This window comes from Extensimonas vulgaris (assembly GCF_003337425.1).
Taxonomy (GTDB): Bacteria; Pseudomonadota; Gammaproteobacteria; order Burkholderiales; family Burkholderiaceae_C; genus Extensimonas; species Extensimonas vulgaris.
In genome coordinates this window covers 296714-312249 of sequence record NZ_QPJU01000001.1, presented here as the reverse complement: position 1 = coordinate 312249, position 15536 = coordinate 296714, and the positions used below count along the sequence as shown (strand labels likewise).

Below are 15536 nucleotides of genomic sequence, written 5' to 3'. Positions count from 1 at the left end.
GCGCTCGCCCCATGGCATAACACCGCGCTGCATCCTAGTGCAGTGTTCGACGCTATCTGCGACATAAAACCGCGTCTTTTCGGCCCGGGCCGCGTTGCAAATCCTCGCGATACCACCCGATATCGCTGCGGTTTGCGCCTTGCCCAGACCAAAAATCCATCGGTTTTATTTGTCGCATCAAGCATCAAACACTACACTAGTTTGCGTCACAGTCCAGAGATTATTCGATGCGCATCACGCCCGTGGGCTTGAAGCCGAAGTTTGCCTCGCGCCCCTTGCGCGCGCGCGCGGCGTGGGCGTTGTTCAGGCTGCGGATCTCGAGCGTCTCGGCGCGCGGTCTGCCGCCGCGCGCGAGGCCTTCGACGCGCACGCTGCGCGTGTAGCCTGCGGCGCCGGCCAGGGTGTCGCTGCCTTCCAGGCTCATGAGCATCAGGCCGCGCCCGCCTTTGGGCTGGAGCTTGAGCTCGGCCAGCTCGAACGTGAGGATGCGCCCGAGCGCCGACACGCAGCACACCTGCGTGGCCGGGGCCAGCGCGCCGGGCAGCGGTGTGCCCTCGGGCGTGGTGGGCGGGGCGATGATGCTGCCGTCGAGCGCGGCGCGGCGCACGACCTGAGCGCCGCTGACCAGCGCCGGCGCACACAGCGTCTCGCCTTCGGCCAGCGTGACGAAGGCCTTGCCCGCCTTGTGGCGCGAGGCCATGTCTTCGACGGTGGCCAAAAAGCCGTAGCCGCCTGAGCCCGACAGCAGCAGCGTGGCCTGCGCTGGCCCGGCAAAGTAATGCACGGGCTGCGTGCCGGGTTCGAGCTCGATCAGCGTGGTGATGGGCTGGCCGTCGCCGCGCGCGCCGGGCAGGCTGGCCACGGGCACGCTGTACGCGCGCCCATTGCTGCCGAGCACGAGCAGCGTGTCCACCGTGCGGCACTCGAAGGTGCCGTACAGCCCGTCGCCGGCCTTGAACGCAAAGCCCGCGGCGTCGTGGCCGTGGCCGCTGCGCGCGCGCACCCAGCCTTTGGCCGACACCACCACGGTGACGGGCTCGTCGATCACCTTGACTTCGGCGACGGCTTTTTTCTCGGCCTGGATCAGCGTGCGGCGCGCGTCGGCAAAAGTCTTGGCGTCGGCTTCGATCTCCTTGACCATGAGCCGGCGCAGGCTCGCCGGCTGCGCCAGGATGTCTTCGAGGCGCGCTTGCTCTGCGCGCAGCTCCTGCAATTCCTGCTCGATCTTGATCGCCTCCAGCCGCGCGAGCTGGCGCAGGCGGATTTCGAGGATGTCCTCGGCCTGCCGGTCGCTCAGGTGAAAGCGCGCCATCAGCGCCGCCTTGGGCTCGTCGCTCGCGCGGATGATGGCGATCACCTCGTCGATGTTCAGCAGCACGATCTGCCGCCCTTCGAGGATGTGGATGCGGTCGAGCACCTTGGCCAGGCGGTGGCGCGAGCGCCGCGTGAGGGTGTCCTGGCGGAAGCTGATCCACTCCTGCAGCATCTGGCGCAGGCTTTTTTGCGTGGGCCTGCCGTCCAAGCCCACCATGGTCAGGTTGATGGGCGCGGACGTTTCGAGGCTGGTGTGCGCGAGCAGCTGCGAGATGAGCTCGGCCTGCGCGATGCGGCTGCTCTTGGGCTCGAACACCAGGCGCACGGGTGCGTCCTTGCTCGATTCGTCGCGCACGCCGTCGAGCACCGCCAGGATGCTGGCCTTGAGTTGCGTCTGCTCTTGCGTCAAGGTTTTTTTGCCGGCCTTGAGCTTGGGGTTGGTGAGTTCCTCGACTTCCTCGAGCACTTTCTGCGCGCTCACGCCGGGCGGCAGCTCGGTCACCACGAGCTGCCACTGGCCGCGCGCGAGGTCTTCGATCTTCCAGCGCGCGCGCACCTTGAGGCTGCCGCGGCCCGTGCGGTAGGCGTCCCGGATGTCGGCCGCGGGGCTGATGATCTGCCCGCCGCCGGGGTAGTCGGGGCCGGGCAGCAGGGTGAAGAGTTCGTCGTCGCTCAGCGCGGGGTTCTTGACCAGCGCCACGCAGGCGTCGGCCACTTCGCGCAGGTTGTGGCTGGGGATTTCGGTCGCCATGCCCACGGCAATGCCGCTGGCGCCGTTGAGCAGCACGAAGGGCAGGCGCGCGGGCAGCTGGCGCGGCTCTTCGGTCGAGCCGTCGTAGTTGGGCACGAAGTCCACCGTGCCCTGGTCGATCTCGTCGAGCAGCAGCGTGCTGATGCGCGCGAGCCGCGCCTCGGTGTAGCGCATGGCCGCGGCGCTGTCGCCGTCGCGGCTGCCGAAGTTGCCCTGCCCGTCGATCAGCGGGTAGCGCTGCGCAAAATCCTGCGCCAGGCGCACCAGCGCCTCGTAAGCGGCCTGGTCGCCGTGCGGGTGAAAGCGCCCGAGCACGTCGCCCACCACGCGCGCGCTTTTCACGGGCTTGGGCGGCGTGTTGCTGTTCGCGCCGCCCCAGCCCAGGCCCATGCGCTGCATCGCATACAGAATGCGCCGCTGCACCGGCTTGAGCCCGTCGCACACATCGGGCAGCGCCCGACCCTTGACCACGCTCAAAGCGTATTCGAGGTAAGCGCGCTCGGCATAGGCGGCCAGGCTGTCGGGGTCGGCGGGCGGGGCTGGGGTGGGGTTCAGCGTGGGGGGCGGTGTTTCTGACATGGGCGTATTGTCTGTGCAGGGCAGAGGCTTGCTGGAAAGCCGGCATCTGCTGTGAAGGCTTTTTGAGAACCTGTTCAGGAAAAAATCGTGGACAAGTGGTCACGACTTACGCAAATCGAGGTCAGGCAAGGCGCACGCCCCAATGGCAAAGCACTTTGCTGCATCCTTGTTTGCGTAAGTCCAGGTGATAAGAATGTTGCTGACTATTTTGTTGAGGATCGTCCACCATGTACCTCCCTGCCCATTTTTCCGAGCCGCGCACCGAAGTTTTGCACGCGCTCATGCGTGCGCGGCCACTGGCTACCTTGGTCACGCTGGCGGCGGGCGGGCTCGATGCCAACCACATTCCGCTGCACCTCTCGCCAGAGGACGGCCCGCTGGGCACGCTGCGCGGCCATGTCGCGCGGGCCAATCCGCTCTGGCGCGAATGCGCCTCGGGCACTGATGCGCTCGCGATCTTCCACGGGCCCGACGCCTACATCACGCCCGGCTGGTACCCCACCAAGGCACAAACGGGCAAGGCCGTGCCAACCTGGAACTACGCCGTGGTGCATGCCCATGGTGCGCTGCGCGCGGTCGATGACCGGGCCTGGCTGCGCGCGCACCTCGCGGCGCTCACGGCGCAGCACGAGGCCGCCTCCGCTCAGCCCTGGCAGATCGACGACGCACCGGCCGACTACATCGAAAAAATGTTCAGTGCCGTCGTGGGCATAGAGATCACTATCACGCGCCTCACGGGCAAGTGGAAGGCGAGCCAGAACCAGGTGCCGGAAAACCAGGCCGGCGTGGCGCACGGCCTGCGCGAGCGCGCGGGCGCCGATGACCTGGCCATGGCGGCTTTGGTCGAAGAAGCGGCGCGGGGGCGGGCGGTGCGTTGAGGGGGCGATGCGGCAAGTGCATGCCGTCATGGTTACTGACGACTCGATCGTTCTAACCGGTTTTTCATGTCATGCAACCGGGCGAGCAAACTGGGAACATCGTCACGGACGATGCTCCACACGGTGTCAGGATCGATGCCCAGATAGGCATGGATCAGCCGATTGCGCGTTGCCACGATACGCCGCCAGGGAATATCGGGATACAGTGCCCTGATGTCGGTGGGAATGTGGGTTGCCGCTTCACCGATCAGCTCCAGATTGCGCAGCGTAGCGTCTTGGTGGAGCGGACTCGTTTCAAAAGCGTTCTGGTCGAGCCCTCGGGTGTAATGCACCACCTTTTCGGCAAAGGCGATCATGTCGTCTATGTAGAAGGCCCAGGCGCGAGTGGGTTCAGACATCGACGGCATCTTGCTCGACATAGGGGCGCAGCTCGGGGCGCAGCGCCTTGTCTGACACGAGGTCCACGGCGCAGCCCAATTCGTCTTCCAGATAAAACTGCACGCCGAAATACCGGTCGGAAGTTGCCGGGCCGTCGAACGCCACCAGCACATCCACATCGCTGTCACCACGGGCGTCGCCCCGGGCGGTGGAGCCGAACAGGGCCAACCGCCTGACACCGTAACGCTCTTGCAGCACGGGCTTGGCCCGTGCCAGGGTTTCCAGGGTCTGGCGTCGGTTCATCGCATGGCCTCCGGTGGTGGCAAAGGGGCATCGATTATGCGGCGGCAGCGATCACACATCCACCTCCACCGCATCGCCGCGCAGCTCCATCAGCTCGCGGCGTGCGGCGGCTTCGCCCTTGCCCATGAGTTGGGTGATGCGTGCTTCGGTGGTGGCGAAGTCGAGGTCGCCCAGCTGTACGGGCAGCAGGCGGCGCGTGTCGGGGTTGAGGGTGGTTTCCCACAGTTGTTCGGCGCTCATTTCGCCCAGCCCTTTGAAGCGGCTGATCTGGCATTTTTCGCGCGGCACGCCTTCCTTGGCGCATTTGTCGAGGATCGCGGCGAGCTCACCTTCGTCGAGCGCGTAGTGTTTGCTCGCGGGCTTTTTGCCGCGCGCGGGCACATCGACGCGGTACAGCGGCGGGCGCGCCACGTACACATGCCCGGCTTCGATGAGCTTGGGAAAGTGGCGGAAAAACAGCGTCAGCAGCAGCACCTGGATGTGCGAGCCATCGACGTCGGCGTCGCTCAGGATGCAGACCTTGCCGTAGCGCAGGCCCGACAGGTCGGGGCTGTCGTGCGGGCCGTGCGGATCCACGCCTATGGCCACGGCGATGTCGTGCACTTCGGCGTTGGCGAACAGGCGGTCGCGCTCGACCTCCCAGGTGTTGAGCACCTTGCCGCGCAGCGGCAAGATGGCCTGCGACTCCTTGTCGCGCCCCATTTTGGCGCTGCCGCCGGCGCTGTCGCCTTCGACCAGAAAGAGCTCGTTGTAGCGCAGGTCGCGGCTTTCGCAGTCGGTCAGCTTGCCCGGCAGCACGGCCACGCCCGAGCCCTTGCGCTTTTCGACCTTCTGGCCGGCCTTCTGGCGGCTTTGCGCGGCCTTGATGGCGAGTTCAGCGAGCTTTTTGCCGTATTCGACATGCTGGTTGAGCCACAGCTCCAGCGCCGGGCGCACGAAGCTCGAAACCAGGCGCACGGCGTCGCGCGAGTTCAGGCGCTCCTTGATCTGGCCCTGGAACTGCGGGTCGAGCACCTTGGCCGAGAGCACGTAGCTCGCGCGTGCAAACACGTCTTCGGGCAGGAGCTTGACGCCTTTGGGCAGCAGCGCGTGCAGTTCGATGAAGCTCTTCACGGCCTGGAACAGCCCGTCGCGCAGGCCGCTGTCGTGCGTGCCGCCGGCGCTCGTGGGGATCAGGTTGACGTAACTCTCGCGCACCGGCGCGCCTTCTTCGGTAAAGGCCACGGCCCAGGCCGCGCCTTCGCCCTCGGCAAAGCTGTCGTGGCCGGCGTCGGCGAAGCCCGCGCCCTCGAACACCGGGATTACGGGCTCGGCGCTCAGGCTTTGCTGCAAATAGTCGAGCAGACCGCCCTTGTATTGCCAGGTCTGGCTGTCTTTTTTCTTTTCGTCGATGAGCTGCACCGTGACGCCGGGCATGAGCACGGCCTTGCTGCGCAGCAGGTGTACCAGCTCGCCCAGCGGCAGCGCGTCGGACTCGAAGTAGCGGCCGTCGGGCCACACGCGCACCGTGGTGCCTTGCTTGCGGTCGCCCTCGGCGCTGCCCTGGTTCGGGCGCACGCTGAGCGGCTCGAGCACGTCGCCGCCGGCAAACACGATGCGCGCGACCTGTCCGTCGCGGTAGCTCGTCACTTCGAGCCGGCGTGCGAGCGCGTTGGTTACGCTCACGCCCACGCCGTGCAAGCCGCCCGAAAAGCTGTACGCGCCGCCCTGGCCCTTGTCGAACTTGCCGCCCGCGTGCAGGCGCGTGAACACGAGTTCGATCACGGGGGCGTTTTCTTCAGGGTGTAGGCCGTAGGGGATGCCGCGCCCGTCGTCCTCGATGCTCACCGAGCCGTCGGCGTGCAGCGTGAGCTTGATGCGCTTGCCAAAGCCCGCGAGCGCCTCGTCGGCGGCGTTGTCCAGCACCTCCTGCACGATGTGCAGCGGGGTGTCGGTGCGCGTGTACATGCCCGGGCGTTGCTTGACGGGCTCGAGCCCCTTGAGCACGCGGATAGAGCTCTCGGCATACGCGCTGGTGGTAACGGTTGAAGCTTTGCTTGCCATGGCCGCGGATTGTAGTGCGGCGGGGCAAAAGGCTGTATGAATGACCAGTTTTTGCACCCAATGGCGCACAAAAAAGCCGCAGCTTGCTGCGGCTTTCGTAGTGCGAAGTGTGCGTACTTACTGCAATATTTCGTCATCGTGCTCGCCGATGTAAGGCGCGGGCCCGGGTTGCTCGGGCACCGTGCGGCTGAAGCGCGGTGCGGGCGCAGGCTGCAGGATGCCTTCGCGTTCGAAGAAGGTGCCGCGCGCGCGGTTGTGCGGGTGCTGCGCGGCTTCTTCGATCGTGAGCACGGGCGCAAAGCACACGTCCGTGCCTTCGAGCAGATCGCGCCAGTGGCTACTCGGTTGGCTGCGGAAGATGTCGGCGATCTTGCGCTTGAGCTCGGGCCAGGCGGCAGGGTCGCGCTGGCGCGAGAGTGCGAAGTCGGGGTCGGTGATGCCGAGCTTTTCGAGCAGCAGGGTGTAGAACTGCGGCTCGAGCGAGCCGATCGAGATCCACTGGCCGTCGGCGCACTCGTAGGTGTCGTAAAAATGCGCGCCGCCGTCGAGCAGGTTGGACTGCAGCTTGTTTTGCCACAAGCCCAGCGCCTTGAGGTCGCAGACGATGGAAGTCAGCAGCGCCGCGCCGTCCACGATGGCGGCATCGACCACCTGACCCTTGCCCGAGTTGCGCGCTTCGAGCAAGGCGCAGACGATGCCGAAGGCCAGCATCATGCCGCCGCCGCCGAGGTCGCCGATCATCGCGGGCGGCGCCACCGGGCCGCCTTGCGCGCGGCCAATGGTGCTGAGCGCGCCCGAGAGTGCGATGTAGTTGATGTCGTGCCCCGCGGCCTGCGCCATGGGGCCGTCCTGCCCCCAGCCCGTCATGCGGCCATAGACCAGGCGCGGATGGCGTGCGAGCAGCACGTCCGGCCCCAGGCCCAGGCGCTCCATCACGCCGGGGCGATAGCCCTCGATGATGGCGTCGGCGCCGTCGATCAGCTGCAGCACCTTTTCTTTGTCTTGCGGGTCTTTGAGATCGACCGCGACCGAACGCCGGCCGCGGTGCAACACGCCGCGGCGGCCGCTCGCAAGAAAGGCCGCCGGGCCGCGATCCTTGCCTTTGTCGGCCTTGCGGTCGAGCCGGATCACGTCCGCGCCCATGTCCGACAGCAGCATGGCGCAAAAGGGGCCGGGGCCGATGCCGCCGAATTCGATGATTTTCAAGCCTTTGAGGGGGCCACTCATGAAGATCTCCTTGGGTTCGATGTTGCTGTTTCAGCCGAGCCAGCGCTTGCGGCGTTTGTAGTGTTTGATGTCGCGGAAGCTCTTGCGGGCGCCTTCGCGGTCCAGGCCGAGGTAGAACTCGCGCACGTCCTCATTGTCGCGCAGCTCCTGCGCCTGCCCTTCGAGCACGATGCGCCCGCTTTCCATGACGTAGCCGTAGTCGGCGATCTCGAGCGCCACGCGCGTATTCTGCTCGACGATCAGCAGCGCAAGCCCTTGCGCGCGCAGCTTGCGCAGCACGGCGAAGACCTCGTCGGTCATGCGCGGCGCGAGGCCCAGCGAGGGCTCGTCGATCAGCATGAGCTTGGGCTGGGCCATGATGGCGCGGCCGATCACGAGCATTTGCTGCTCGCCGCCCGAGAGGTAGCCCGAGGTGCGTTTGCGCAGGTCGGCCAGGCGCGGGATGGCCTCATAGACACGTTCCAGCGCCGCGCGCATCGCGCGTGCGGACGGGAACATGTGCCCACCGATGATGAGGTTTTGCTCCACTGTCATGTGTTGCAGCACGCGCCGGCCCTCCATCACGTGCACGAGCCCGCTGCGCACCACGGTCGCCGGGTCCAGCCCGTGAATGGGTTGGCCGGCAAAAGTGATGCTGCCGCCCGAAACGCGCCCGTCCTCCGAGTCGATCACGCCCGAGATGGCCTTGAGCGTGGTGCTCTTGCCCGCGCCGTTGGCGCCCAGCAGCGCGACGCAGCCGCCCGCGGGAATCTGCAGCGATACGCCCTTGAGCGCGAGGATGACCTCTGAATAAAGCACCTCGACGTTGGAGAGCGCGAGCAATGCGGCCGGGGTCGCCACCCCGGCTTGGGTCTGCGCTTGCGCTGTCACCACTTGGGCACCGTGGGCATGGGGATGTCGCCGGCGGCCCGCACGACTTTGCCGTCTTCCTTCATGGTCACGATGTTGAGCTTGGAGCTGGCCGTGGGGAAGGGGTTTTCGGGGCTGAAGTCCATGCCCGCCATGATGCCCATGAGCTCGGCACTGGTGAACTTGGTCTTCATGAGGGTGTCGTACACCGTCTGGCCCGTGACCTTGTCGGCGCCCTGGCTCTTGATCGTGTGCTCGATGGCGCGTGCGGCAGCCATGCTTTGCGCCAGGCCCATGATGGTCATCGCGTTCCAGCCCGATTTGAGGCCGTATTTTTCTTGCAGCATGCGGTAGAACCTGCGCGCCGGCGTGTCGCTGTCGCTCGCGTCGGCGATGGCGCCGGCTTCATAGTCACCCGCAAAGCCGTTCGGGCTGCCCAGCGCTTTGGACGAGGCTGCGAGGCCATTGTGCAGCGACAGCACGATGGGAATGTTTTTGCCCAGCGCCTGCAGCGCACGCTTGGTGGCTACGGCCTGCGCGGTGTTGGTCTGGATCACGATCACGTCGGTGCCGGCATTGGCCAGCCGGCGCACGGGCAGCGTGATGTCGGTGGGCTGCACCTCGGTCCAGATGGCTTCGACGAACGTGGCTTTGTCCGGGTGCGCTTTGGCGTAGCTTTGCAGGCCCTTGGCTTGGTCCGCATAGGCCGGCGTCGCTTCCGACGTGATGATGCCCACCTTGACCGGGCGCTTGCCTTCGAGTTTGGTGGCGCGATACCACTCGATGAACGCGCCAGCCTCGTGCGCGTAGGTGGGGCGCAGGTTCAAGGCCCACTGGTTGGGCTTCCAGCCGAAGCCGTAGGTGGCGGTGGCCAGCAGCATGGGGATTTTGTCTTCGGGCAGGCGCTGTTGCAGTGCTGCGGCGTCGCTGCCGCCCAGGCCGAGGACGACCACGGGTTTGAGCTCTGCCTTGATGCCGGGCCACAGGCTGGAGGTCTGCGCGACGTCGTAGCGCGTGTCGTAGGTCTTGACGGCGATCTGCGCATTGAGCTTGCTGCCGACCTCTTTGTTCCACCACTCGAACACGGCGGCACGCGCGCCGGCCATCTCGGGCATGACGTTGGCGTAGGGCCCGGCGAAGTCGGCGAGGCCAGCGATGTTGATGGTCTTGGTCTGGGCCAGCGCCGGGGCGCTCAGGGCCAGACCTGCAGCCAGCGCGGCCGAGAGTTTGAGAAAGGTGTTGCGTTGCATGAAAGTCTCCAGGTAGTTGCTGAGGGACGAAAAAATGGGAAAAGGGGGGTTGCAGGAAGTCAGTGATGGAACGGCCAGAGCCGGTAGTTGAGTTTGAGGATGTTCCAGCGGTGCATCAGGCCTTTGGGTTCGAGCAGCAGAAACAGCGTGATGATCAAACCCAGAAAGACGTTCATGCTGGCAAAAACCAGGTCGCTGCTGAGGCTGGGGATGCGCTCGACCAGGTCGGGGCCGAGGCTGGTGATGGTCTCCTGCACGCCGCGGATCAGCACCGTGCCGAGCACGGCGCCGACGATGGAGCCCAGGCCGCCCACGATCATCATTGCGATGAACCAGATCGAGTGAAACAGCGTGAACTGATCGACCGAGACGTAGCGCACCTGGTAGGCCCACAGAGCGCCGCCTATGCCTGCATAGAACGCACCGAGCACGAAGGCGCGCGACTTGGCACCGGCCACGTCTATGCCCATCATGCCCGCGGCCACGTCGTCGTCGCGCACGGCCACGAAGGCGCGGCCGTGGCGGCTGCGCAGGATGCCGAAGGCACCGAACACCATGACCATGGTGACGACAAGGAACAGGTAATAGAGCGAGCGGTCGGTGTCGAACACGATGCTGCCCAGGCGCGCGGGCTGCAGACTGAAGCCGGTCACGCCGCCGAGCCAGGCCGAGGGCAGGTTCAGCACCAGGAAGTGGAAGATGAACTGCGCCGCGATGGTCGTCAGGGCCAGGTAAAAACCCTTGATGCGCGCCGCCGTGAGGCCGAACAGCCAGCCCGAAAACCCGGCGACGAGGCCGCCCATGGGCACGGCGAGCCAAAAAGGCAGCGCCGTCTTGGTGGCGATCACGCTCGCGGCGTAGGCGCCCACGCCCATGAAGGCTGCCTGGCCGAGGTTGATCTGCCCTGCGTAGCCCGTGGTGATCTGCAGGCCGATCACGACGATGGAGGTCACCAGGATGAGGTTGGCCACGGCCAATAGGCGTGCCGATGCCAGCCAGGGGTACAAAAAGAGCAGCACGATGAACAGCCAGAACACCACCCATTGGGGGCGCGTACGTATCAGGGCGCGGTCTTGCGCGTAGCTCGTGGGGAAGATGCCGGAGGGATCCATGGTGTCAGACTCTTTCGATGCGTTTCCAGCCGAACATGCCGGTAGGACGCACCACCAGCACCACCAGCATGAAGATGTAGGGCACCACCGCAGCGGCGTTGCCGCCGATCAGTGGGTCGATGTAGGCGGAAGTCAGCCCTTGCACGATGCCGACGATGAGGCCGGCGAGCAGCAGGCCGGCGATCGACTCGAGGCCCGCGAGCAGCGCCACGGGCAGCGCGGCAAAGCCGATTTCCGAGGACAGGAAGGTGAGCGACTTGCCGCTCAGATAGACCATGGCGGTGACGACCGAGAGCACGCCACCCAGCGCCCAGGCAAAGGCGATCGAGCGGCGCACGCTGATGCCCATGGAGAGGGCGATCTGGTGGTCTTCGGCCACCGCTGACATGGCCAGGCCGCTGCGGCTGTGGTTGAAGAACCAGTGCAGCCCCAACGCGGCGAGCACCGCGATGACGCCGCCCGCGGCGAGTGAGCGCGGCACGATCATGTCGAACACGATCAGCGGCGCGAGCGGGAAGATCGCCGGGAACTGCCGCTCCTGCGGGCCCCAGATCACGAGCACCAGACCGCGCATCAGGATCAAGAGGCCGATGGTGACCATGATCATCGAGAACACCGACTCGCCGATCAGGCGCCGAAACAGCAGCCGCTCGATCAGCAAGCCGACCACGACCGCGATCAGCAGCGCCACGCCTATGCCCAGTGCCGGATGCATGCCGCGCGACTGGATCGCCCACCAGAGCAAAAAGGCGCCGAGCACGATCATCTCGCCCACGGCCATGTTGAAGACCTTGCTCGCGCGGTAGATCACGACGAAGCCCATGGCCACGAGCGCGTACAGCAGCCCGAGCAGGGCGCCATTGAGCGTGTAGTTGAAGAATTCGGTCATCATGCTTGGGCACTCCGGGCGTTGCGTCCCCCTGCGGTCTGGGGTTCGATGTCGGTGGCGACGACGGTGGCGCGCAGCACGCCTTGGCGGCCGTCTTGATAGGTCACGGCGATCTCGCAGGGGATCTCTGCGGCTCCTGCATACAAGCCCTCGATGAGTGCTTGGTAGCGCTGCGCGAGGAATTCACGGCGCAGCTTGCGCGTGCGCGTGAGTTCGCCTTCGTCGGGGTCGAGCTCCTTGGGAAAGTTGGCAAAGCGCACCACGCGCGAGCCCTCGGGCAGGAACTGGTTGATGCGGCGGATCTCCTCGCGCACGAGTTCGCGCACCTCGGGGCGCTGCGACAGGTCGGTGAAGGTCGAGAACGCGATGCGCCGCTCCTCGGCCCAGCGGCCTACGACGGCCATGTCGATGTTGATCAGCGCGCCGACCCAGGGGCGCGTGGCGTCACCGAGCACCATCACGTCCTTGATGTAGGGCGAAAAGCGCAGACGTGTTTCGATGAACTGTGGCGGGTACAGGTGGCCGCTCGCGAGCTTGACGAGGTGCTCGACACGGTCGAGATAGACGAGCTCGCCGCGCTCGGTCTGGCGCACCGCATCCCCCGTGAGGAACCAGCCGTCGCGAACCATTGCCGCGGTCTTGTCGGGCTTGTGCCAGTAGCCCAAAAACCCCGTGCCGCCGCGCAACTGCAGCTCGCCGTTGTCGGCGATGCGCGTCTGCAGCGGCTCGCCAAAAGCCGGATCGACGTCGAGCAGCGGGCCCACGGTCTCGAGGTCGTAGCGTTCGCCGCGGTGGCCCGCGATCAGGCCGAACTCCGAGCAGCCATAGACGTTGCGCAGGCCCACGCCCATGGCGTGGAACAGACGGAACACGTCGGGCGCCATGGCCGTGCCGCCCGAGACCGCGACTTTGGCGTGGATGAGCCCGAACTGGTCGCGCAGCGGGTGCAGCACCAGCGCCTCGGCCAGCGGCAGCAGCAGGCGCGAGGCGAGCGGCGCGGCGCGCCCTTCGAGCCGCGCCACATGCACGTCGTGGCCGATGCGCAGACCCCAGCGGTAGGTGCGGCGCGCGAGCCAGCTCGCGTCGAGCATGCGCGCCTCGATGGTCGCGGCGATGTTTTCCCACTGGCGCGGGCCAAACAGCACGATGTGCGGCGCGAGCTCGCGCAGGTTGGGCAAGACCTGGTCGGGCGCCTCCGGGAAGTTCACCACCAGGGGCGTGATCAGGCCCAGCGTCACGCCCAGCAACTGCTCGGTGACCCAGGCCAGCGGCGTGTACGAGAGGTATTCCATGCCCTCTTGCAGCGGCAGCGCGCTCTTCATGCGCAGAGCGTTGTCTATGAGCCAGCGGTGGCTGATCATCACGCCCTTGGGCTTGCTCGTGGTGCCCGAGGTGTAGGTCAGCAGCGCCAGGTCGTCGGCCCGGCCGTCGGCGACTTCACGCGCGAAGCGTTGCGGCTGGCGCTCGTGCTGGCGTGCGCCCTCGGCGCTCAAGGTGTCCAGCGACAGCAGCAGCGGGTGCCGGTACGACCACATGCCCGCGTCGTCCCAGTAGGCGATGCCGCGGATGTCGGGCAGCCGGTCGAGCACCGCGAGCGCCTTGTCCACCTGCTCCTGGTCTTGCGCGAAGATGAAGCGCGCCTCGGAGTCTTCGCAGAGGTAGTGGAGCTCGTCGGGCGTGGCGTCGGGATAGACCGAGACGGTCTTGGCGCCGAGGGACTGCGCGGCGAACAGCGCCCAGAAGTGCTCGGGTTCGTTCTCACCGATCACGACCACGGTTTCGCCGCGCTGCAGGCCTTGCGCCGCCGCGCCCAGGGCGATGTTGCGCACGCGCTCGAATACGTTGCTCCAGGTGTAGGTGCGCCAGATGCCCTTGCGCTTGACGCGCTGCGCCAGGCGCTGCGGGTGGTTTTGCGCGTGCGCGAGCAGGGTTTGCGGCAGCGTGGGGATCACGGAAGAGGGGGCGCTCATGCCGCGGCTCCCAGATAGGCTTTGATCACGGCCGGGTCAGCCTGCACCTGCGCAGGCGTGCCGTCGGCGATCTTGCGGCCGAAGTCGAGCACGGCCACGCGGTCGGCCAGGTCCATGACCACGCCCATGTCATGCTCCACGAGCACCACGGGGATGTGCTTGGCTTCGCGCACGTCGATGATGAAGCGCGCAAGGTCTTCTTTTTCTTCGGTGTTCATGCCGGCCATGGGTTCGTCCATCAGCAAGACCTGGGGCTCCATCGCGAGCGCGCGGCCCAGATCCACGCGCTTGCGCAGCCCGTAGCCCAGCGTGCCCACGGGTTGGTGGCGGATGCTTTCGATTTCGAGGAAGTCGATGATGTCCTCGACCACCTCGCGGTGCTGCGACTCCTCGCGCTGCGTCCACGGGAAGTAGAGGAAGGATTGCAGCAGGCCCGAGCGCATCAGGCTGTAGCGGCCCACGAGGATGTTGTCGATCACGCTCAGGTTGGAAAACAGGTGCGTGCCCTGGAAGGTGCGCACGATGCCGTCGCGCGCAATCTGGTGCACGGGGCGGCCTTTGATGCTCTCGCCGCGGTAGTGCACGCTGCCTTCCTGCGGCAGGTAAAAGCCGCTGAGCACGTTCATGAGCGAGCTCTTGCCGGCACCGTTGGGGCCGATGATCGCGAGCAGTTCATCGTCGCGCACGGCGATGGAGACGTCCGACAGCGCAGTCACGCCGCCGAAGCGCAAGGTGACATTCAGGGCTGTGAGCACCGTGGCCTTGATGGCTCCTGCAGAGGTGTTTTTGTCCATGGAGTGGGAGTGTTCAGAGGCCATCAAGAGAAGGCGTTGATGCCGGTCAGCGCGCGGCCGATGATGAGTTTCTGGATTTCCGTCGTGCCATCGGGGATGGGCATCATGCGGGCGTTTCTGAACAGCAATTCCACTCCGAACTCCTTGGTGATTCCGTTACCGCCGTGCACTTGCAGGGCTTTGGAGGCCACGTCCACCGCCATTTCGGTGGCATACCACTTGGCCATGGCGCTTTGTACTTCGCTGCGCACGCCATGGTCAATCAGGTCAAACGCGCGGTATACGAGCAGGCGCGCCGCATCGAGCTCGGTCGCGGCCTCGGCCAGCATGCCCTGGATCAGCTGGTGGCCGCCGATGGGTTTGCCGTGCTGGCGCCGTTCCTTGGCGTAGGCCACGGCCTTGTCGAGCGCGGCCTGCGCGATGCCGATCGAGGTCAGGCCCACCATGGGGCGGGCTTTTTCGAACAGCACCAGGGTGCTCTTGAGGCCCGCGCCGGGGGCGATCATCATGTTCTCGGCGGGCACGCGCACGTGGTCGAAAAAGAGCTGCGCGGTCGAGGTGCTGTTAAGGCCGAGCTTGTCGATGTTGCGGCTTTCGTAGCCGTGTTCGGCGCGGTCCACGAGGATCATCGAGAGGTTGCCCGAGCCCTCGCTCGAGGTGCGCACGACGACCATGCAGAAGTCGGAATAGTGGCCGTTGGAGATCCAGGTTTTTTCGCCCGTGACGATGTAGTGGTCGCCGTCGCGCTGCGCGCGGCAGGTGACCTCGGCGACGTTCGAGCCCACGCCCGGCTCGCTGATGCCGCTGCACGAGATGATCTCGGCGCGCACCATGCGCGGCAGGTATTTTTTGCGCATGGCCTCGTTCGTGCAGACCTCGAGCGAATACGCGCCGAGCTGCTGGATCAGGAGCGAAAGCGCCACGTCGCCCGAGATGCGCGCGAGCTGTTCGTACATCAGCGCGTAGGTCAGCCAGGGCAGCCCCATGCCGCCGTTTTCTTCCGAGATCAGGCCGTTGCCGCCCATGCCATAGGGCAGCATCATCTGGAAAATCTCGAGCATGCGCTCTTTTTCGATGAATTTGTCGGGCTGGTAGCGCTGCACGATGGGGCGCAGCTTGTCTTCGAGAAAGCGGGTGAAGCCTTCGACGGCCATGCGTTGTTCTTCGGTGGGCAGAAAGTTCATGATGGGCTCCGCGCA

The 15536-nt window shown here is 66.0% G+C and carries 13 protein-coding genes; 1 reads left to right on the top strand and 12 read right to left on the bottom strand.

The window, feature by feature from the left end; all coding sequences use genetic code 11:
* Positions 1–220 precede the first annotated feature (220 nt).
* Positions 221–2644 carry a DNA topoisomerase IV subunit A gene (gene parC / locus DFR45_RS01375; RefSeq protein WP_114481906.1) on the bottom strand — a complete coding sequence of 808 codons (2424 nt, stop codon included), beginning with the start codon at positions 2642–2644 and terminating at the stop codon, positions 221–223.
* 227 nt (positions 2645–2871) lie between these two features.
* Between parC and DFR45_RS01370 the strand changes: the two genes are divergently transcribed.
* Positions 2872–3522 carry an FMN-binding negative transcriptional regulator gene (locus DFR45_RS01370; RefSeq protein ID WP_114481905.1) on the top strand — a complete coding sequence of 217 codons (651 nt, stop codon included), beginning with the start codon at positions 2872–2874 and terminating at the stop codon, positions 3520–3522.
* A 32-nt stretch (positions 3523–3554) separates the two neighbouring features.
* Here the strand turns inward: DFR45_RS01370 and DFR45_RS01365 are convergent, their stop codons facing one another.
* From DFR45_RS01365 to DFR45_RS01315, 11 genes are all read right to left on the bottom strand, one after another.
* A complete protein-coding gene (locus DFR45_RS01365) occupies positions 3555–3920 on the bottom strand; it encodes a HepT-like ribonuclease domain-containing protein (RefSeq protein WP_114481904.1) in 366 nt (121 codons plus the stop codon).
* Positions 3913–4203 (bottom strand): nucleotidyltransferase family protein, encoded by a 291-nt coding sequence (locus DFR45_RS01360; protein ID WP_114481903.1) that lies wholly within the window; start codon positions 4201–4203, stop codon positions 3913–3915. Before DFR45_RS01360 ends, DFR45_RS01365 begins: the two co-directional genes overlap by 8 nt.
* A 51-nt stretch (positions 4204–4254) precedes the next feature.
* Positions 4255–6246 carry a DNA topoisomerase IV subunit B gene (locus DFR45_RS01355; RefSeq protein WP_114481902.1) on the bottom strand — a complete coding sequence of 664 codons (1992 nt, stop codon included), beginning with the start codon at positions 6244–6246 and terminating at the stop codon, positions 4255–4257.
* 117 nt (positions 6247–6363) lie between these two features.
* Complete coding sequence (locus tag DFR45_RS01350) at positions 6364–7473, bottom strand: CaiB/BaiF CoA transferase family protein (protein ID WP_114481901.1); 1110 nt, start codon at positions 7471–7473, stop codon at positions 6364–6366.
* Between the two features lie 30 nt (positions 7474–7503).
* Entirely contained in the window at positions 7504–8343 is an 840-nt protein-coding gene (locus tag DFR45_RS01345; RefSeq protein WP_241659380.1) for an ABC transporter ATP-binding protein, read from the bottom strand.
* On the bottom strand, positions 8340–9572 hold the full coding sequence (locus DFR45_RS01340) for an ABC transporter substrate-binding protein (protein ID WP_114481900.1): 1233 nt from the start codon (positions 9570–9572) through the stop codon (positions 8340–8342). The genes DFR45_RS01345 and DFR45_RS01340 overlap by 4 nt, the downstream gene beginning before the upstream one ends.
* Before the next feature lie 59 nt (positions 9573–9631).
* A complete protein-coding gene (locus DFR45_RS01335; RefSeq protein WP_114481899.1) occupies positions 9632–10684 on the bottom strand; it encodes a branched-chain amino acid ABC transporter permease in 1053 nt (350 codons plus the stop codon).
* 4 nt (positions 10685–10688) lie between these two features.
* Positions 10689–11576, bottom strand: a complete 888-nt coding sequence (locus tag DFR45_RS01330) for a branched-chain amino acid ABC transporter permease (protein WP_114481898.1) — start codon at positions 11574–11576, stop codon at positions 10689–10691.
* Positions 11573–13543 (bottom strand): AMP-dependent synthetase/ligase, encoded by a 1971-nt coding sequence (locus DFR45_RS01325; RefSeq protein WP_114481897.1) that lies wholly within the window; start codon positions 13541–13543, stop codon positions 11573–11575. The genes DFR45_RS01330 and DFR45_RS01325 overlap by 4 nt, the downstream gene beginning before the upstream one ends.
* Positions 13540–14337, bottom strand: a complete 798-nt coding sequence (locus DFR45_RS01320) for an ABC transporter ATP-binding protein (RefSeq protein WP_114481896.1) — start codon at positions 14335–14337, stop codon at positions 13540–13542. Before DFR45_RS01320 ends, DFR45_RS01325 begins: the two co-directional genes overlap by 4 nt.
* Before the next feature lie 23 nt (positions 14338–14360).
* Positions 14361–15521, bottom strand: a complete 1161-nt coding sequence (locus DFR45_RS01315) for an acyl-CoA dehydrogenase family protein (RefSeq protein ID WP_114481895.1) — start codon at positions 15519–15521, stop codon at positions 14361–14363.
* Positions 15522–15536 lie beyond the last annotated feature (15 nt).

What these genes read in the sequence shown, in the direction of transcription:
- DFR45_RS01315 (WP_114481895.1), bottom strand. Translation starts at nt 15,521, where the DNA reads ATGAACTTTCTGCCCACCGAAGAACAACGCATGGCCGTCGAAGGCTTC.
- DFR45_RS01320 (WP_114481896.1), bottom strand. Translation starts at nt 14,337, where the DNA reads ATGGACAAAAACACCTCTGCAGGAGCCATCAAGGCCACGGTGCTCACA.
- DFR45_RS01350 (WP_114481901.1), bottom strand. Translation starts at nt 7,473, where the DNA reads ATGAGTGGCCCCCTCAAAGGCTTGAAAATCATCGAATTCGGCGGCATC.
- parC (WP_114481906.1), bottom strand. Translation starts at nt 2,644, where the DNA reads ATGTCAGAAACACCGCCCCCCACGCTGAACCCCACCCCAGCCCCGCCC.
- DFR45_RS01370 (WP_114481905.1), top strand. Translation starts at nt 2,872, where the DNA reads ATGTACCTCCCTGCCCATTTTTCCGAGCCGCGCACCGAAGTTTTGCAC.
- DFR45_RS01340 (WP_114481900.1), bottom strand. Translation starts at nt 9,572, where the DNA reads ATGCAACGCAACACCTTTCTCAAACTCTCGGCCGCGCTGGCTGCAGGT.
- DFR45_RS01325 (WP_114481897.1), bottom strand. Translation starts at nt 13,543, where the DNA reads ATGAGCGCCCCCTCTTCCGTGATCCCCACGCTGCCGCAAACCCTGCTC.
- DFR45_RS01365 (WP_114481904.1), bottom strand. Translation starts at nt 3,920, where the DNA reads ATGTCTGAACCCACTCGCGCCTGGGCCTTCTACATAGACGACATGATC.
- DFR45_RS01330 (WP_114481898.1), bottom strand. Translation starts at nt 11,576, where the DNA reads ATGATGACCGAATTCTTCAACTACACGCTCAATGGCGCCCTGCTCGGG.
- DFR45_RS01355 (WP_114481902.1), bottom strand. Translation starts at nt 6,246, where the DNA reads ATGGCAAGCAAAGCTTCAACCGTTACCACCAGCGCGTATGCCGAGAGC.
- DFR45_RS01360 (WP_114481903.1), bottom strand. Translation starts at nt 4,203, where the DNA reads ATGAACCGACGCCAGACCCTGGAAACCCTGGCACGGGCCAAGCCCGTG.
- DFR45_RS01335 (WP_114481899.1), bottom strand. Translation starts at nt 10,684, where the DNA reads ATGGATCCCTCCGGCATCTTCCCCACGAGCTACGCGCAAGACCGCGCC.